The organism is Xanthobacter luteus, from assembly GCF_040049235.1.
GTDB lineage: Bacteria > Pseudomonadota > Alphaproteobacteria > Rhizobiales > Xanthobacteraceae > Xanthobacter.
Map to the genome: position 1 here is coordinate 328,647 of NZ_JBDZDO010000003.1, position 15,936 is coordinate 344,582.

Annotated in this window: 17 protein-coding genes; 5 read left to right on the plus strand and 12 right to left on the minus strand. The window is 69.3% G+C overall.

What is annotated here, in order from left to right; translation table 11 throughout:
- Positions 1-42: 42 nt before the first annotated feature.
- Together ABLE88_RS12585 and ABLE88_RS12590 are read right to left on the minus strand one after the other, a co-directional pair.
- Complete coding sequence (locus tag ABLE88_RS12585; protein ID WP_348832030.1) at positions 43-1,374, minus strand: aspartate aminotransferase family protein; 1,332 nt, start codon at positions 1,372-1,374, stop codon at positions 43-45.
- A gap of 26 nt (positions 1,375-1,400) precedes the next feature.
- Entirely contained in the window at positions 1,401-2,384 is a 984-nt protein-coding gene (locus ABLE88_RS12590; protein WP_348832031.1) for a phosphotransferase enzyme family protein, read from the minus strand.
- 181 nt (positions 2,385-2,565) lie between these two features.
- Here ABLE88_RS12590 and fabG point away from each other — a divergent pair, with 181 nt between their 5' ends.
- The 3 genes from fabG (at position 2,566) to ABLE88_RS12605 (ending at position 4,839) form a co-directional block, all read left to right on the plus strand.
- A complete protein-coding gene (fabG, locus tag ABLE88_RS12595; RefSeq protein ID WP_348832032.1) occupies positions 2,566-3,339 on the plus strand; it encodes a 3-oxoacyl-ACP reductase FabG in 774 nt (257 codons plus the stop codon).
- A gap of 135 nt (positions 3,340-3,474) precedes the next feature.
- Positions 3,475-4,299 carry a VHL beta domain-containing protein gene (locus ABLE88_RS12600; RefSeq protein ID WP_348832033.1) on the plus strand — a complete coding sequence of 275 codons (825 nt, stop codon included), beginning with the start codon at positions 3,475-3,477 and terminating at the stop codon, positions 4,297-4,299.
- Between the two features lie 33 nt (positions 4,300-4,332).
- On the plus strand, positions 4,333-4,839 hold the full coding sequence (locus ABLE88_RS12605) for a hypothetical protein (protein WP_348832034.1): 507 nt from the start codon (positions 4,333-4,335) through the stop codon (positions 4,837-4,839).
- A 306-nt stretch (positions 4,840-5,145) separates the two neighbouring features.
- On the opposite strand, the gene ABLE88_RS12610 is transcribed toward ABLE88_RS12605, so the two are convergent.
- Both ABLE88_RS12610 and ABLE88_RS12615 read right to left on the minus strand, forming a co-directional pair.
- Positions 5,146-5,310, minus strand: coding sequence for a DUF3309 family protein (locus ABLE88_RS12610; RefSeq protein WP_348832035.1), 165 nt, complete (start codon positions 5,308-5,310; stop codon positions 5,146-5,148).
- 106 nt (positions 5,311-5,416) lie between these two features.
- Positions 5,417-5,563: a hypothetical protein gene (locus ABLE88_RS12615; protein ID WP_348832036.1), complete on the minus strand. Its 147-nt coding sequence runs from the start codon at positions 5,561-5,563 to the stop codon at positions 5,417-5,419.
- A gap of 511 nt (positions 5,564-6,074) precedes the next feature.
- Here ABLE88_RS12615 and ABLE88_RS12620 point away from each other — a divergent pair.
- Together ABLE88_RS12620 and ABLE88_RS12625 are read left to right on the plus strand one after the other, a co-directional pair.
- Positions 6,075-7,205: an SbmA/BacA-like family transporter gene (locus ABLE88_RS12620; RefSeq protein ID WP_348832037.1), complete on the plus strand. Its 1,131-nt coding sequence runs from the start codon at positions 6,075-6,077 to the stop codon at positions 7,203-7,205.
- A 440-nt stretch (positions 7,206-7,645) separates the two neighbouring features.
- Positions 7,646-8,422, plus strand: coding sequence for a hypothetical protein (locus ABLE88_RS12625; protein WP_348832038.1), 777 nt, complete (start codon positions 7,646-7,648; stop codon positions 8,420-8,422).
- A gap of 127 nt (positions 8,423-8,549) precedes the next feature.
- Here ABLE88_RS12625 and hypE read toward each other — a convergent pair whose 3' ends face one another.
- The 8 genes from hypE to ABLE88_RS12665 all read right to left on the minus strand — a co-directional run bounded on the left by hypE (position 8,550) and on the right by ABLE88_RS12665 (position 15,928).
- Positions 8,550-9,650 carry a hydrogenase expression/formation protein HypE gene (gene hypE, locus ABLE88_RS12630; RefSeq protein ID WP_348832039.1) on the minus strand — a complete coding sequence of 367 codons (1,101 nt, stop codon included), beginning with the start codon at positions 9,648-9,650 and terminating at the stop codon, positions 8,550-8,552.
- The gene (hypD, locus tag ABLE88_RS12635) at positions 9,647-10,771 is read right to left on the minus strand and encodes a hydrogenase formation protein HypD (RefSeq protein WP_348832040.1); all 1,125 of its coding nucleotides are present in this window, start codon (positions 10,769-10,771) and stop codon (positions 9,647-9,649) included. Before hypD ends, hypE begins: the two co-directional genes overlap by 4 nt.
- 12 nt (positions 10,772-10,783) lie before the next feature.
- On the minus strand, positions 10,784-11,077 hold the full coding sequence (locus tag ABLE88_RS12640; protein WP_348832041.1) for a HypC/HybG/HupF family hydrogenase formation chaperone: 294 nt from the start codon (positions 11,075-11,077) through the stop codon (positions 10,784-10,786).
- An 80-nt stretch (positions 11,078-11,157) separates the two neighbouring features.
- A complete protein-coding gene (locus ABLE88_RS12645; RefSeq protein ID WP_348832042.1) occupies positions 11,158-12,642 on the minus strand; it encodes a sigma-54-dependent transcriptional regulator in 1,485 nt (494 codons plus the stop codon).
- Entirely contained in the window at positions 12,639-13,676 is a 1,038-nt protein-coding gene (hypB, locus tag ABLE88_RS12650) for a hydrogenase nickel incorporation protein HypB (RefSeq protein ID WP_348832043.1), read from the minus strand. The genes ABLE88_RS12645 and hypB overlap by 4 nt, the downstream gene beginning before the upstream one ends.
- Positions 13,676-14,017 (minus strand): hydrogenase maturation nickel metallochaperone HypA/HybF, encoded by a 342-nt coding sequence (locus tag ABLE88_RS12655; protein WP_348832044.1) that lies wholly within the window; start codon positions 14,015-14,017, stop codon positions 13,676-13,678. Before ABLE88_RS12655 ends, hypB begins: the two co-directional genes overlap by 1 nt.
- A complete protein-coding gene (locus tag ABLE88_RS12660) occupies positions 14,010-15,047 on the minus strand; it encodes a hypothetical protein (protein WP_348832045.1) in 1,038 nt (345 codons plus the stop codon). The genes ABLE88_RS12655 and ABLE88_RS12660 overlap by 8 nt, the downstream gene beginning before the upstream one ends.
- Positions 15,044-15,928 carry a [NiFe]-hydrogenase assembly chaperone HybE gene (locus ABLE88_RS12665; RefSeq protein ID WP_348832046.1) on the minus strand — a complete coding sequence of 295 codons (885 nt, stop codon included), beginning with the start codon at positions 15,926-15,928 and terminating at the stop codon, positions 15,044-15,046. The genes ABLE88_RS12660 and ABLE88_RS12665 overlap by 4 nt, the downstream gene beginning before the upstream one ends.
- Positions 15,929-15,936: the final 8 nt, after the last annotated feature.

Here is a 15,936-nt window from a genome sequence, read left to right on the forward strand (position 1 = left end):
CGATCCTCCCGCTGGACGGCGAAGGGCCTTGCCCGGCCGTCCTCACCGCTTCAGGATCGCCGCGAGCGCGTCCACGAACTGATCCGCCTGCTCCAGCGAAAGGCACAGCGGCGGGCGCAGCTTCAAGGTGTGGCCGCGCGGGCCGGCGGCGCCGATGAGGATATGGGCGGCGCGCAGGGCATTGATGAGCGCGTCGGCGCCGTCCGGATCGGGGCTGCCGTCGGCGGGCGAGACGATGTCGATGCCGCGATAGAGCCCCGCCCCGCGCACCTCGCCGATCGCCGGGCAGGCGGCGCGCAGATCGGCGAGCCGCGCGGCGATGTGGGCGCCCACCCGGAGCGCGTTGTCCTTCAGCCCATCCTCGGCGAGCGCGTCGAGCACCGCGAGGCCGGCGGCGCTTGACACCGGATTGCCGCCGAAGGTGTTGAAATAGCCGAAGGCGGCGGCGAAGTCCTCCAGCAGGCCCGGCCGCGTCACCACCCCGCCGAGCGGCATGCCGTTGCCCATGGGCTTGCCCAGCGTGACGATGTCCGGCACCACGCAATGGCGCGCGAAGCCCCACATATGGGTGCCGGTGCGGGCAAATCCCGGCTGCACCTCGTCGGCGATGAGAAGGCCGCCCGCCGCGCGCGCCGCCGCCGCCGCCGGGGCGAGGACGCCCGGCGGGTCCGCATGGACCCCGTCGGACGAGAAGATGGTGTCCACCAGCAGCGCCGCGAAGCGGTGGCCGTCCGCTTCCATCCGCGCGATCGCGCCGCGCACCGCATGGGCGAAGCCGCCGGCCACGTCCGCCCCGTAATAGGCCGGATGGGGCGGCGGCACGGTGCGCACGAAAGCGGGCGGGCCGCCCGTGCGGTAGGAGGAGGGCGAGACCTCGGTCACGGCGGCGGTGTTGCCGTGATAGGCGCTCTGGGTGACCACCACGCCGGTGCCGCCGGTGGCGCGCCGGGCGAGGCGCAGCGCGAGGTCGTTGCTCTCCGACCCCGTGCAGGTGAAGGCGACCTTGGTGAGCGGCGCCGGGAAATGGGCCAGCAGCCGCTCGGCATAATCGTGCACCACGTCGAACAGGTAGCGGGTGTGGATGTTGAGGCGGCCCACCTGGTCGCGCACCGCCGCCACCACCTTGGGGTGGCAGTGCCCCACCGAGGGGACGTTGTTGTAGAGATCGAGGAAGGTTTCGCCGTCGGCGGTGGTGAGCGTCGCCCCGCGCGCGTGCACCACGTGGAGCGGGCGGGCGTAGAACAAAACCGAGGTGGCGCCGAAGCTGCGCTGCCGCCGCTCCACCAGCCGCGCGACGTCCAAGGGCAGGGCGGCGCCGGGCGCGCCGGCGAAGGCGTTGAGCGCCAGGATCTCCTTCTTGCCGGTCGGGTCCATAAGCTCTCCTGCCGCCACCGCGCCGCTCAGCCGTGCCGGCCGAGGAAGGCGTCCGCCAGCGCGAGCGTTCCTTGGGTGTAGGGGAGGCCCATGGCCCTGGCCGTGGGCGTCTCGGCGTGGGAGGCGATCCAGGCGGTGAGCAGGATGCGCCGCAGCATCACGAACAGGTCGAGCTGGCCCTCCGCCTCCGCCGCGAGCGGCGCCACCGCGCGGTAGCCCTCGAGCCAGGCGGCGCGCAGCGCCGGCACATAAGGCTCGTGCTCGATGAAGGAGATGGCGGCGGCGAAATCGTAGAGGAACCAGGAGAAGCCGCAATCGTCGAAGTCGATCAGCGCCAGCCGGCCCTCCTCCACCAGCAAATTGGCGAGGCGCAGGTCGGCATGGATCAGGCCGAAATTCCCCGGCGCCTCGAGCGGCGCGAGCCGCGCCTGAAGCACCCCCGCCGCCCGCTCCAGCAGCGCGCGGCCCTTTTCGTCGAGCCCGAGGCCGGCGCGGTAGTCGCCCCACAGCGGCGCGGCGCCGAGCGTGCTGTCGAAATTCCACACCTTGCGGGCAAAGCCCGCCGGCCGGCGCCAGCGCCGGGCATGCTCGTGCAGCCGCGCATGCACGGCGCCGAGCGCGCGGAACCAGGCGTCGAGGCCCGCGCCCTCGTCCGGCGCGGCGCCGGGGAAGAATTCGAACGCCACCACCTGGCGCGTGGCGCCGCCGTCTTCGATGTCGGCGATCAGGCCGCCGTCGGCGAGCGGGATCGGGCGCGGCGTCGTCACCACGCCGTCCGCCCTGAGCGCCGCGATCCAGGCGAGCTCGGAGGCGATCTCGGTGCGCGTGTGGTAGCCCGGCCGGTGGACCCGCAACACGAGGTCGCCCAGCCCCGTGCCGGTGGCGCGGAAGGTGGCGTTCTCGGAGATGGTGAGGAGGTCGAGGCGCGTGTCCGGCGCCAGGCCCCACAGCGGCAGCGCCTGCGCGAGGCCAGCCTCCAGGCGCGCCAGGAAGGCGGCGTCATAGAGCATGGCGCGGCCCTGCGCTGCGCGCCGTCCGAGGCGGGGCGTCCGGGGCCGGCGCGCGCGGCGGCGGCGTCATGCTCTCTCCTTCCCAAGACCGGTGCGGCGAGGCACTCTTGAGCTTGCCCAATATCGCGCCAGGGCGGGGGCTTGCACAAGAACCGACCGGCACAGAAGAGGAGCAAATCGCATGCTGAAGCCGCTGGAAGGGCGGACCGTGGTGGTGACCGGCGCCAGCAAGGGCATCGGCAAGGGCATCGCCAGGCGCTTCGGCGCCGCCGGGCTCAACGTGCTGGTGGTGGCGCGCAATCTCGCCGAGGCTGAGGCGGCGGCGGCCGAGATCGGCCCCAACGCCTCCGCCTTCGCCGCCGACGTGTGCGAGCGCGCCGCGTGCGAGGCCTTCGCCGCCGCGGCGCTGGAGCGCTACGGGCGGCTCGACATCCTGTGCGCCAATGCCGGCATCTTCCCGGCCGCGAAGCTCGACGTGATGACGAGCGAAGACTTCGACCGCGTGATCGGCACCAACCTCAAGGGCCTGTTCCATTCGCTCGCGGCGGTGCTGCCGGCGATGAAGGCGGCGAGATGGGGCCGCATCGTCGCCACCTCCTCCATCACCGGGCCGATCACGGGCTATCCCGGCTGGGCCCATTACGGCGCCTCGAAGGCCGGGCAATTGGGCTTCATCCGCACCGCCTGCCTGGAGCTGGCGCCGTTCGGCATCACGGTGAACGCGGTGCTGCCCGGCAACATCAAGACCGAGGGCCTCGACGGGCTCGGCGCGGACTATCTTTCCAAGATGGAAGCCTCGATCCCGTTGAAGCGCCTCGGCAGCGTCGAGGACATCGCCAACGCCGCCTTGTTCTTCGCCAGCGAGGAGGCGGCCTACATCACCGGCCAGACGCTGGTGATCGACGGCGGCCAGGTGCTGCCCGAATCCCTGATGGCGCTGGAGGAGATGGGCTGACGCCCGCCGCCCCGGCCCGGCGTCAGCTTGACAGTATAGCGGGCCGAAAATAACCATTTGCGGCTCCGCTGCCGGGGCAGGGGGCGGAACATGCGGGGGCGGTCACTTTTTCCTACCGGAATACTTCCTGCCGGATTGATCGCGGCGCTCGCCGGGCTCGGCCTCGCGCTCGGCGCCGCCGGCCCGGCCCAGGCCCAGAACGAGGTGGCCTACCAGAAGGCCGGGCGCTGGAACGTGGTGTCGGTGTGGGTCGGCCCGGTGTTCGGCTATTGCGCGGCGGACACCGACAACGGCCAGGTGCAGTTCCGCATCGGCACGGACGGCCGGTCCTGGCAGATCGGCGTGCCCTATTACGGCCGGCGCGGCAAGGTTGAGGGCTATTACGGCTTCGGCGACGCGGCCGAGATGGGCGCCTTCGCCGCCGAGGGCGACGGCTGGGCCTCCATGCCCATCAACCGCGACCAGCTCGACGCCTTCCGCAACGCGCCGGACTTCGCCGTCAATCTCGACCGCGGCCTGCAGGTGTTCAACCTCGACGGCGCGGCCGCGGCCATCGACATCGCGCGCCAGTGCGCCCGCACGCAGGGCCAGCGGCAGGCGGCCGCCGCGCAGCCGAACCGGGCGCCCGCCCCGCCCCCGCCGGCCGCGCCGGCCCCTGGCCCCGTCGCCGGCCGCGGCTGCCCGCCGCCGGGCACGGTGCGCTCGCCCAAGACCAGCGCGCCGGTGAAGGTGCTGTTCTACAACGGCACGCAGATGCCGCTCGACATCATGTGGATCGACTTCGACGGCCAGTGGCAGCGCTATCATCGCCTCAAGCCCGACAGCAACGTGACGCAGAGCACCTATGCCGGCCACGCCTGGATCGCCGTCGACCCCAGGGGCAATTGCCATGGCGGCGTGATGATGGGCGACCCGCGCGCGCGCACCGAAGGCGACAACGAGTTCCAGATCTGGGATTGAGGGGCCCGCGCGGCCCCGTCAGGGAGAGACCCCATGCGACGCATCGTTCTGACCGGCCTCGCGCTCGCCGCCGGCCTCATTGCCCCGCTGCTTGCGCCCGCCTTGGCGCAGGCGCAGACGAAGCCCTTCGGCGCCGGCTTCGACGGCTGGGAGTTCACGGCCACCCGCGAGGCGAACGGTGTCATCAACTGCCGGGCGGTGCGCAGGGCCGGCGGGCGCGAGGACATCCTCGCCATGCGCACCGATCGCCATACCTACATCAGCATGAAAGGGGAGGGCCGCAAGGGCAAGTGGCCGCGGTCCGTGGTTGCGGTTCCGGGCAAGCCGAAGGGCGTGGCGGACTGGTCGGTGACCGCCGAGGCCAACGGCTCGCGCCTGTGGTTCGTGCTGGACTACGGGGCGGTGTCCGACATCGCCAACGCTGGCTTCTTCACCTGGTCGCTGATGGACAGCGAGGACGACGGCAAGGTGAACCTCGGCAAGCGCTCCGCCGATGCCTGGGAGCGCGTGAACCAGTGCGTGAACGCCAACGGCGGGTGAGGGGGGGCGGGGGCGGCCTGCCGCCCGCCGTCATGCTCCGGCTTGAGCGGAGCATCCCCGCGCAGCCGCTTGTCCAGTATTCAGAAGTAGCGCGCTTGGCCGCGTGGGCCGGGGATGGTCGGATTAGGCCCGACCATGACGGGTGGGGGTGACACTCGGGCGTGGTGAGTGGCGGCGGACAGGGGCTTGCGGGACGGCCGGATGGCGCTGGGGGAGATGGGGTGAGGGGGAGCCAAGGCGGAGCAGGACGAAGGAACTCGCCCCGGCCTTCGCCAAGAACCTGCTCCGCGCCCCTCGCCCCTCAGGTCAAAGCCGGCCGGTGAGAAGCATGACGACGAGAATGATCAGGAGAACGCCGATGATGCCGACGCCGCCATGGCCGAAGCCGTAGCCGTATCCACCGAAGCGGCCACTGAAGCCGCCGAGAAGGAAAATGACGAGAACAATGACGAGAATGAGTCCCAGAGACATGGAGTAAGCTCCCTTGTCGGGGTTTAAGTGAGTGCTGACTTAGCCGGCCCTCCTGACGCTCGCATTTAGAGGAGTTTGCCCACCTCGTCACTCGAATGCCGTGGCACTACTTTTCCTTGATGGAAATGCCGCTCTTTCCGATGTTGATTTCGACGCCCGAAGGTTTTTGACGTTCCTTGTAAAGCTGGTAGCCGACAACGGCAGCGCCGACCGCGAGCACGGCGATGACGAGGTAGAGTAAATTCCGGTTCATCACATTCGACCTTCGTGCGGCGCTCAGGGGGAGGTGCGCCGGCAAAACTCAGAGATCACTCGTATCTCACATGCGGCGTGACCCGGAATTCACGCATAGTGGCGGCTGGATTTTGCGGCTACGCCATCCCGGATGATGGCGGCGTCGAGGGAAGCAAACACGGGCGCCTGCCCGATGGTGCTGATGCCTAATGCCGACGTATTTGTCCTGATCGACCGCTTCGGATATTTAGCCGCATCCTTGATGCGATTCCCAAATCGACGACAGATGCAGCTTGTGAATGTTAGCTTGAATCAAGGGGAATTGCCATATCGTAGAATACCGCAATTTCCCCGCTCGGCATTCCAGCTCGGGCGCGGCAAACTCACGTTTGGGGAGGGCGAGTCGAGTCTCTTCCCGGCGCGGCAGGCTTCTTGACCCGCAATGCGACCGCGGGCGAGGCTGCCGTCCAAGCCACGTTCCGCGCGGTGACGTTCCGCGGAGGCGAGCTGGCGATTCCTGGATGGTTCTTATGGCTGGCGATATGTACCATCCCCCAGATCAGCAGCGTCTTCTGTCTCGCTTCCTGGCGAGCGCCTCGGGCTATTGGCGCGGCCGGACTGGCTGGCGCGCCTGGTGCCTGGTGGTGGCGATGGTGGCGATCGTTCTTTTGCAGCTATGGGCTCAATACAGGCTGAACTTCTGGAACCGCGATTTCTTCGACGCGATCGGCCGCAAGGACGGTATTGAGCTCTGGAGACAGGCGATGCTCTTTGTTCCGCTCGCCGCAGCCAGTATCTCGTTTGTCATCGTATCGGTCTGGGTGCGCATGACGATCCAGCGCCAATGGCGCGCATCGCTCAGCAATCATCTTTATGATTACTGGCTGGGGAATAATCGCTATCGACAACTGAGGTTCATGCTGGGGGAGCACCAAACGCCCGAATACCGGATCGCCGAGGATGCCAAGGTCGCGACCGACGTGCCCGTGGACCTCGCTGTCGGGCTCCTTTCCTCGTTCCTGAACGCGATCACCTTCATTGGCGTTCTCTGGACGGTCGGCGGCTCTCTCGTCATCACCGTTCACGGGCACCACGTGTCCATCCCGGGGTATCTCGTGCTCTCGGTCATCGCATATTCCGCCCTGGTCACTGCCGCGATGATGCTGATCGGCCGGCACTTGATGCGCGTGCTGGGTGAAAGCAAACGCGTGGAAGCCGATCTGCGGGCGATCGGGGCTCATTTGCGCGAGAGCGGCGAGGCCCCCGCGCTGGACGGCGGGGAGCGTGGCGGAAGGGCGCTGATCGGCGGCGTCCTGGCGAAGGTTATTTTCCAGTGGCGCCAGCTCTGCTTTCAGCTCATGCGAATGACGCTGGTTTCGCAGACCAATCTCCTCCTCACGCCGGTGATCGGGTTGCTGCTCTGCATGCCGAAGTATCTGGTCGGGCTGATGAGCCTTGGCGAGGTCATCCAGGCCGCCGCTGCCTTCACCATCGTGCAGGCCGCCTTCAATTGGATCACGGACAGCTATGCGCGCATGGCGGAATGGAGATCTTCGGCGAACCGCGTTGCCTCGCTGCTGCTCGCGCTGGATCAGATCGGACCATCGGAGCGGTCCGTGGACCTTGACATGACCGCCGAGAGCAAAGTCGGCAAGGCCTAGGGCCGGAATGGCCGCTTCCCTCTCGCCGGCGGGTCATGATTTCCGGCGTGTCCCCTCAGCAAATCCGCGGCAGCTGATCCCCCACCCGCATGTCCACCACCCGCGCGCCGTCCGGTCCGATCCCCTGTCCGGCGCCGCGCCCGGATGCCCCTTGTCTCACGCCGTCATGCTCCGGCTTGACCGGAGTAGCCAGGCCGTTCCGCTCGCGCAAGGCTGCGGAGCGGCGCGCTTGGCCGCACGCCATGGATGGTCGGGTCAAGCCCGACCATGACGGGTGGGGGGGAATCGCGTCGTCGGCTAAGTGCGATGAGCGACGGCGAGCAGGGTGTGTCTGAATTGCTGGAGAAGACGGGATGAGGGCCGGGGGGGCTTCCGTCTTCCTATTGAATTCCTTGAAATGGATGTAGTACCCTTGAATCTATAGCTGAGCGAGAAGTTGCTTGAATCACCGAGGCCAAACGCAAGGTACCATTCTGGGGCGATTTTCAGACCTTGGCGTTGATGTGAATGGCCTGATTATCCCCGGGCGCCTGGTAGAGGGCGTTCTCGCGCGGCATGCTATAAATCTAGTCGTAAACACCGACGATGAAGAATTTAAGATTTATTTAGCGGGATCGGCGTCAGCGATACGCTACAAGGGGCGTGAAATTCTTCTCGTTACGCAACATCAAATTAAAAAAATAGACGCGTCGCAGGCGGGAATTCTAACAAAATCGGGTAGTCATGTTATTACTTCGGGGGGTCTGCGAGGCTATAATGCCCGCTCTGATACAGATGCCTATGACGTTGCAGCTTTTGATTTTACGGCGCCGTGCAAAGATCGTCCTGAATTGAGCCAGTTGTTTTTCAATTTCACCACGATTCCGCCTGACGTAGGCAATATTGATATCCTAGCAATATTATTAAGTGGATATCCTTCAAGTGAGCAATTGTATGAGATTCACGAAAATAATCACCTTGGCCTCGCTCGCCGCAATGTCGTCTGTCATCCTCATTCGCAACCGACCGACGAATCGCTGTTGGTGGTCCAAGCCGAACGACCCCTTGATAAGCATCCGGATGGTATGAGTGGTGGTCCGGCATTTGTCATACAGCTTGAAGGCGGTCGACCACGGGCATATTTCGCCGGAATGATAGTCCGCGGCGGAAAAGAAACGTTCAGAATTATTAAATCTGGCGTTCTGTTTTCGTTCTTAGAGAGTATATACTCTCGATGATTTTGATTTGTCGAGTTTTTTCAAAATTTTGTGTCAATATAAAATATCATCTGAGAAACTCGATTTTTCTGAAATCGAACTAAGAATTATGTGAGCCTCTCGATCTGAGATAAATGTATAGCCCCCCTCAACAAATCCGCGGCAGCTGGTCGCCCACCAGCATGTCCACCACCCGCGCCCCTCCGAACCGCGTCTCCATGACCACGCGCCCCGGCCGCACGTCGGTGACGCGGCCGATCACCGCCGCCGCCCGCCCCAGGGGATGGGCGCGCAGCGCGGCGAGCGCCGGCTCGGCCTCTTCGGGCGGCACCACGGCGACGAGCTTGCCCTCATTGGCGAGATAGAGCGGGTCGAGGCCCAGGATTTCGCAGAAGCCCGTGACCTCGGGGCGGATCGGCAAATCCAGCTCGCGGATCAAGATGCCCACGCGGCTCGCCTCGGCGAGCTCGTTCAGCACCGAGGCGACGCCGCCGCGCGTCGCGTCGCGCATCATGCGGATGCCGGGGGCGGCGGCGACCAGATCGGCGATGAGGCCGTGGAGCGCCGCGCAGTCGCTTTCGATGGCGGTCTCCAGCGCCAGGTCCCCGCGCGCATTGAGGATGGCGGCGCCGTGGTCGCCGAGCAGGCCGTTGACCAGCACCACGTCGCCCGGCCGCGCCTTGGCGATGCCCACGTCGAGCCCGGCGCGCACCACGCCGATGCCGGTGGTGGTGACGAACAGCTTGTCGCACGCCCCGCGCGGCACCACCTTGGTGTCGCCGGTGGCGATGGAAACCCCCGCCGCCCGCGCCGCCTCGGCCATCGAGCGCGCCACTTGCGCCAGCACCTCGACGGGCAGGCCCTCCTCCACGATCACCGCGCAGGACAGCGCCACCGGCACCGCCCCGCCGACCGCGAGGTCGTTGATGGTGCCGCACACGGCGAGCGTGCCGATGTCGCCGCCGGGGAAGAACAGGGGGTCCACCACGAAGCCGTCGGTGGTGAAGGCGAGCCGGTCGCCCTTGGACGCCAGCGCCGCGAGGTCGAAGCGCGCCTGGTCCTCCGGGGCGGCGCGGCCTTCGTCCGAGAAGGCGGAAAGGAACACCGCGTCGATCAGATCGCGCATGGCGCTGCCGCCGCCGCCATGGGCGAGCGTCACGGTCTTCGCCGCCAGCTTCGGGCGGGCGGGCGCCGCGGGGGCGGGCAGGGGCGCGCGGGGCGCGCGGGGGGCTGCCGTGTCGGTCGTCATGCCGCCGCCCCCCGCAGGCCGCCATATTGGTAATAAGCGGCGCAGGCGCCTTCCGAGGAGACCATGAGCGCGCCGAGCGGCGTCTCCGGCGTGCAGCCGGTGCCGAATTCCGGGCAGGCCCAGGGCTTTTCCGACCCCGTGAGCACCGCGCCGCAGCGGCAGGAGGAGGGGTCCGCCACCTTCACGTCCGGCACCGCGAAGCGCCTCTCGGCGTCGAAGGCGGCATAAGCGGGCCTAAGCTGCACCCCCGAGCCGGCGATGGAGCCGAGCCCGCGCCACTCGAAGGTGGCGCGCGGCTCGTAGACCTCCGCCACCGCTTTCAGCGCCGCCGGGTTGCCGGCGTCCGGCACCACGCGGGCATATTGGTTCTCGATTTGGGCCCGGCCCGCCTCCATCTGCTTGAGCACCATGAGGAGGGATTGCAGAAGGTCGATGGGCTCGAAGCCGGCCACCACGAGGGGCTTCTTGAACTCCTCGGCGATGAAAAGGTAGGGCGCGGTGCCGATCACCATGGACACGTGCCCCGGCCCGATGAAGCCGTCGATGCCGAAGTCCGGCTGCTCCAGGAGCGCGCGCAGCGTGGGAATGATGGTGATGTGGTTGCAGAAGAGCGAGAAGTTGCGGACGTTGCCGCGCGCCGCGCGCAGCACCGTGAGGGCGGTGGAGGGCATGGTGGTCTCGAAGCCGAGGCCGAAGAACACCACCTCCCGGTCCGGATTTTTGCGTGCCAGTTCAAGGGCATCGAGCGGCGAATAGACCATCCGCACGTCCGCCCCCTCGGCTTTCGCCTGGAGCAGGCTCCCGCGCGCCCCCGGCACCCGCATGGCATCGCCGAAAGTGGTAAAGATCACATGGGGTTGCTCGGCGATGGCGACGCAGTCGTCCACCCGCCCCATGGGCAGCACGCACACCGGGCAGCCGGGTCCGTGGACGAATTCCACGAGGTCCGGCAACAGCCCTTCGAGCCCGTAGCGGAAGATCGCATGGGTATGCCCGCCGCACACCTCCATGATCGAAAGCGGCCTGTCGCGCCCGCGCTCCAGCCGCCCGCACACGGCGCCGATCTCTTTGACGAGGGCGGCGGCGAGCGCCGGGTCGCGGAATTCGTCCACGTAGCGCATCGGCGTTCTCCTTCAGGGGGTTGCGGGGTGATCGAGGCCGAGGCGCAGGGCCGCCATCTCGGCCTCCGCCTCGCCGATCTCGGTGAGCACCTTCAAGGTGGCGGCGGCCTCCTCTTCGTCGATGCGGCTCATGGCGAAGCCCACATGCACCAGCACCCAGGCGCCGATCAGCTCTGCGAGCGGCCGGCCGGGCTCGGCCACGCACACCACGTCCACCGCGCGCCGCACGCCCGAGACGTCGACGGTGCACAGCATGGCGTCCGCGTCGGCGACGGCGACGATCTGTCCGGGAATGCCGAGGCACATGTGCGGGTCTCCTAGAAGATCCCCCTCCCCCCTTGCGGGGGAGGGCAGGGGTGGGGGGTGTCGCCGCGCGGGGGCGCGTCTCAGTGCGACTTGCCGAATGCCGCGCCGCGGGCGATCCCGTAGCGGTCGAGCTTGGCCCGCAGGCCGACCCGCGAGAGGCCGAGCTCCTCGGCGGCGCGGCTCTTGTTCCAGCGGCAGCGCACCAGGGTCTCCATGAGGATGGTCGCCTCCATGCGCTCGATGCGGTCCTTCAGCGGCCCGCTGTCGGGCAGGGCGATGGGGGCGGCGTCGCGCGCCGCATCCCGCGCCGCGTGCGTCGCGGCGGCGGCGTCGCGCACCACGTGGGGCGAGAGCAGGTCGGCGGAGAGCGCGTCGTGGGTCGCCAGCACCAGCATGCGCGTCACCTCGTTCTGCAGTTCGCGCACGTTGCCCGGCCAGTCATAGGCCTGCATGCAGGCCAGCGCCTCCTCGGTGAAGCCCTTGGCCTTCTTGCCGTGCTGGGCGGCGAGGGCGTCGAGGATGGCGTGGGCCAAAACGGGGATGTCGTCGCGCCGCTCGCGCAGCGGCGGCACGGTGACCACCATGGCGCACAGGCGGTAATAGAGATCCTCGCGGAAGCGGCCGCGCGCCACTTCGCCGGCGAGATCGCGGTGGGTGGCGGCGAGGACACGCACGTTCACGCGCTTCGCCTCGTTGGCGCCCACCGGGCGGATCTCGCCTTCCTGCAGGAAGCGCAGCAGCTTGACCTGGAAGGCGGGCGACACGTCGCCGATCTCGTCCAGCAGGATCGTGCCGCCATCCGCTTGATCCAAAAGGCCTATTCGGGTCACGTGGGCGCCGGTGAAGGCGCCCTTCTTGTGGCCGAACAGTTCCGATTCCAGCAGCTCGTCCGGGATCGCCCCGCAATTGACGGCGAAGAACGGCCGGTCGGAGCGCAGCGAGGAATAATGGATCGCCCGCGCCAGCAATTCCTTGCCGGTGCCGGTCTCGCCCGCCACCAGCACCGGCACGTCGAAGGTCGCGACCTGCGCCGCCTTCAGGCATGCGGTGCCGAGCGGGCTGCCGGGCGCGCGCACCAGCGCGTCGAAATGGAAGCTGCGCGCCACTTCCGCCCGGCGCGCGGCGATGCGCGCCTCGGCCGCCGGCAGCGACAGCTTCATCTCCAGGCTGAGCCGCTCGTGCTCGCGCTGCAGGCCGAACAGGTGCGCCGCGTTGCGCGCCGCGAGCAGCAGGTGGTCGGGGTGCCAGGGCTTGGTGATGAACTGGTAGATGCCGGCCTCATTGATGGCGCCGATCATGTCCTCCGGCTCGGTGTAGCCGGTGACGATGATGCGCAGGATGTCCGGCCAGCGCTCGCGCACCTCGGTGAGCAGCGCGACGCCGGAGGTCTTTGGCATGCGCTGGTCGCAGAAGATCACCTGGATCCATTCGTGCTCCAGGATCCGCCGCGCGTCCTCCGCGCCGAGCGCGGTGAAGACGTCGAACTCCTCCTCCAGCACGCGCGCGATCACCTCCACCGAGCGCGGCTCGTCGTCCACCACCAGGATGGCCGGCCGGCGCGTCATCGCGCACCCCCCGCCGCCGCTTTGAGGATGCCGGAACCCGTGCCGCCTGCCGCCGCACGCAGCGCGTCGGCCTTGGCCTCGGCCGCCGCGGCGAGCTTGGCGAGGCGCGCCGCGCGCGCCGCCTCCAGCCAGGCGAGCCAAGGGGCGAGCCCGCCGTCCTGGCGCGCCGAGACCTCGAGGATGGCCGCGTGCGGATTGATGCGGGCGATGTTGCGCGCGAGCACCTCCGGGTTGGAATCCACATAGGGCGCGAGGTCGCGCTTGGTGATGAGGACGAGGTCCGCGCTCTCGAAGATGTCGGGATATTTCAGCGGCTTGTCGTCGCCCTCGGTGACCGAGACCAGGGTCACGCGGTGGGTCTCGCCGAGGTCGAAGTCGGCGGGGCAGACGAGGTTGCCCACATTCTCGATGAACAGCACGCCGCCGGCCGGCAGCGGCAGCTTGTCGATGGCGTGGCCCACCATGTGGGCGTCCAGGTGGCAGCCTTTGCCGGTGTTGATCTGCACCGCCGGCGTGCCGGTCTCGCGGATGCGGCGGGCGTCGTTGTCGGTCTGCTGGTCGCCCTCGATGACGGCGCAGGGCAGGCGCCCGGCGAGCGCCTTCAGCGTCTCCACCAGGAGCGTGGTCTTGCCGGCGCCGGGGCCGGACAGGATGTTGAGGGCGAACACGCCGCCCTCCGCGAGACGGGCGCGGTTCTTGGCCGCCAGCGCCTCGTTCTTGGCGAGGATCGAGGTCTCGATCTCCACCATGCGCGCCTGGGAGAGGCCCGGCGCATGGGCGCGGGCGGGGCCGGCGCCATAGTCCAGCGTCGGCGCCGCGTCGCGCGGGTGGCCGTGGTCGTGGTCGTGATGATGATCGTGGTCGTGGTCGTGGTCGTGATCCTGGACCAGACCGTGCCCGTGGCCGTGCGGATGGCTGTGGGTGGTGCCGTCCGCATGGGTGTGGGTGTGGGCGTGGTGTTCGGGGAGCGCCTGGCGGCCCTGCCCGTCGGAAAGGGTGGCGCCGTCGCCGCCACAGCCGCAAACCGTGCACATCAGGTGACCTCCAGATCCTTGATCTTCATCTCCGTGCCGCCGTTCGGCACCAGCCGCTCGCCGCCGCAGCACGGACAGGGGCTGAGCCGGTGCGCCATGGCGACCGTGGCCGAGCAGTCGAAGCACCAGGCGGTGCCGGCTTCCTCGATCACCACCAGCTCGGCGCCCTCGGCGGGCGAGCCGCGCATGACGATGTCGAAGCCGAAGCGCAGCGCCTCCACCTCCACCCCGGCGAAGCGGCCGATGGACAGGCGCACGCGCGAGACGCGGGAGAATCGCTCGCGCACGGCGGCGTCCTCGATGGCCGAGCGCAGGCTCTCGCACAAAGCCATCTCATGCATGGGCCGCCTCCGCCGGAACGATGGCGACGGGAACGCACGGATTGATGGCCGACACCAGCAGCGGGACGAGCCGCGCCCCCGCGGGGCCGGGCGGCAGCGCGGCGAGCGCGCGCTCCAGCAGGCCGCCGGCAGCGAGCGTCCAGGCGCTGGGCGAGAGCACGCGATAGGCGGCGACGCGCCCTTCTTCGACCCGGGCGCCATGGGCGAGCAGCCCGCGCGCGGCGCGCGCGAGGCCGACCCCGGCCGGCGCCGGCAGCGGCGCCTCGGCGGCCATGGCGAGCGCGTCGAGGGCATCGGCGAGCCGCGCCAGGAGCCGCACGAACAAGGTGGGCCCCTCGCGCGCGAGCAGCGCCCGGAAGAGGGGGGTGTCCGAAAGCAGCGCGAGCGCGCCGGTCTCGAACAGGAAAGGACTGTTCCGCCCCGCGTCGCCGACGGACGGGGTCCGTCCCGCGCCTGCCGGGCGCAGGCCGTCGGCCATCAGATCGGCGAGGGCCTGCGGCGCGAGGACAGGCAGGCCGGCACGGCCCCAATCCGGGTCGCTCTCGCGGCGCAGGCATGCGAGGTGGCGGACGGTGGCGGTCTCGCCGGCGGCGAGCCAGGCGTCGAGCGCCGCGGGCGAGAAGGCCGCAAGGTCGCCGATATCGCCCGCCAAAGCGCGCGCCAGCGCCGCCGCGCCGTCCGGCCGGGCGACCAGGCCGAGGCTCGCGCGGTCGGGCGGCGCGCCGAGCGCCGCCGGCCAGTCGATCAGGATGGCGCGGGCATGGTCGCGGGCGCGCTCGCGCGCCGCCTCGCGCGCCAAAGCGGCGGCGTCCTGGCCGTCGCACAGGCCCAGAGCGGCGGCGGCGGCGCGGGCATGGGCCGCGCCGCACAGGTTGAAGATGAGCGGGGCGAGCCGGGCCGCCTCCTGCGACGTGCGGCCGACGAGCACGCGCGCCGGGTCCGCCGCCGTCTCGCGCGTCACGCGCCAGGCGCCGCCCGGAACGGTCGGGGCGAGGGCGATGCGGGCGACGACGGCCGGCGCGTGGATCATGGCGTGCCGGCCTCCGGCGTCGCGGCGCGGGGGCCGAAGATCACGGCGCGGCGCGACATTTCGGACGGCGCGCCGGCGGGCGCCGGCGTCTCTGGCTCGGCCTCCTCGGCCTGTTCGAGCGCCGCCTCGCGCCGGCGGCGGATCTCGCCCGCGCGCGTGCCCTCCACGCGGTTGCCGGCATCGAGCAGCGCCGGGATCACCGCCGCGGCGGTCTCCACCGCCTGCAGCATGGAGGTGAAGTCGAACATGGGCGAGAACAGCGAGCAGGCCTTGTAGGGCCCGGTCTCCTGCCGGTCGGCGGCGAGGAATTCGTAGGTGCCGGAGGGAAGCTCGATCAGGCTCTTCTCGCCGGTCCGCAGGCCCGACCAGTCCTCGTCCGGTCCCGGCAGCAGAATGAGGTTCATGAACCAGGGCGTCACCAGCACGCCGAGCCCGCGCCCCTCGTGGACGCGGAAGCCCACCGCCTTCACCGACAGCGTCTCGTTGACGAACGGCACGCCCTTCATCTTGCCGGCATGGATCTCGCGGAACGCCGCCTCGAAGCGGGCCGGCGCGGCGGCGACCAGGGCGGCGAGGCGCGGGTCGGCCTGGGGACCATCCTGGGGCGCCTCCTGCGGTGCCGCAGGCCCGCCTGCCGCGGCCGCCGGGACCCCGGGGTCGAGCACCATGAACTGGGTCCGGTCGCCGTCGCACACCGGGCAGCGCCAGTGGTCGGGCAAGGCGGCAAAGGGCGTGCCCGGCGGCACGTCCCAGGTGTCGCAGCCCTGCGCCGGGTCATAGACGTGCCAGCAGATCTTGCATTCCAGGCGGGCGGTCGGCGCGAGGCGGGCATTGTCGCCCATGTAGGAGCCTTCGAAGCCGTAGCGCAGGGTCCGGTTCATGGCCCGCC

What these genes read in the sequence shown, in the direction of transcription:
- ABLE88_RS12585 (WP_348832030.1), bottom strand. Translation starts at nt 1,374, where the DNA reads ATGGACCCGACCGGCAAGAAGGAGATCCTGGCGCTCAACGCCTTCGCC.
- ABLE88_RS12590 (WP_348832031.1), bottom strand. Translation starts at nt 2,384, where the DNA reads ATGCTCTATGACGCCGCCTTCCTGGCGCGCCTGGAGGCTGGCCTCGCG.
- fabG (WP_348832032.1), top strand. Translation starts at nt 2,566, where the DNA reads ATGCTGAAGCCGCTGGAAGGGCGGACCGTGGTGGTGACCGGCGCCAGC.
- ABLE88_RS12605 (WP_348832034.1), top strand. Translation starts at nt 4,333, where the DNA reads ATGCGACGCATCGTTCTGACCGGCCTCGCGCTCGCCGCCGGCCTCATT.
- ABLE88_RS12610 (WP_348832035.1), bottom strand. Translation starts at nt 5,310, where the DNA reads ATGTCTCTGGGACTCATTCTCGTCATTGTTCTCGTCATTTTCCTTCTC.
- ABLE88_RS12615 (WP_348832036.1), bottom strand. Translation starts at nt 5,563, where the DNA reads ATGAACCGGAATTTACTCTACCTCGTCATCGCCGTGCTCGCGGTCGGC.
- ABLE88_RS12620 (WP_348832037.1), top strand. Translation starts at nt 6,075, where the DNA reads ATGGCTGGCGATATGTACCATCCCCCAGATCAGCAGCGTCTTCTGTCT.
- hypE (WP_348832039.1), bottom strand. Translation starts at nt 9,650, where the DNA reads ATGACGACCGACACGGCAGCCCCCCGCGCGCCCCGCGCGCCCCTGCCC.
- hypD (WP_348832040.1), bottom strand. Translation starts at nt 10,771, where the DNA reads ATGCGCTACGTGGACGAATTCCGCGACCCGGCGCTCGCCGCCGCCCTC.
- ABLE88_RS12640 (WP_348832041.1), bottom strand. Translation starts at nt 11,077, where the DNA reads ATGTGCCTCGGCATTCCCGGACAGATCGTCGCCGTCGCCGACGCGGAC.
- ABLE88_RS12645 (WP_348832042.1), bottom strand. Translation starts at nt 12,642, where the DNA reads ATGACGCGCCGGCCGGCCATCCTGGTGGTGGACGACGAGCCGCGCTCG.
- hypB (WP_348832043.1), bottom strand. Translation starts at nt 13,676, where the DNA reads ATGTGCACGGTTTGCGGCTGTGGCGGCGACGGCGCCACCCTTTCCGAC.
- ABLE88_RS12655 (WP_348832044.1), bottom strand. Translation starts at nt 14,017, where the DNA reads ATGCATGAGATGGCTTTGTGCGAGAGCCTGCGCTCGGCCATCGAGGAC.
- ABLE88_RS12660 (WP_348832045.1), bottom strand. Translation starts at nt 15,047, where the DNA reads ATGATCCACGCGCCGGCCGTCGTCGCCCGCATCGCCCTCGCCCCGACC.
- ABLE88_RS12665 (WP_348832046.1), bottom strand. Translation starts at nt 15,928, where the DNA reads ATGAACCGGACCCTGCGCTACGGCTTCGAAGGCTCCTACATGGGCGAC.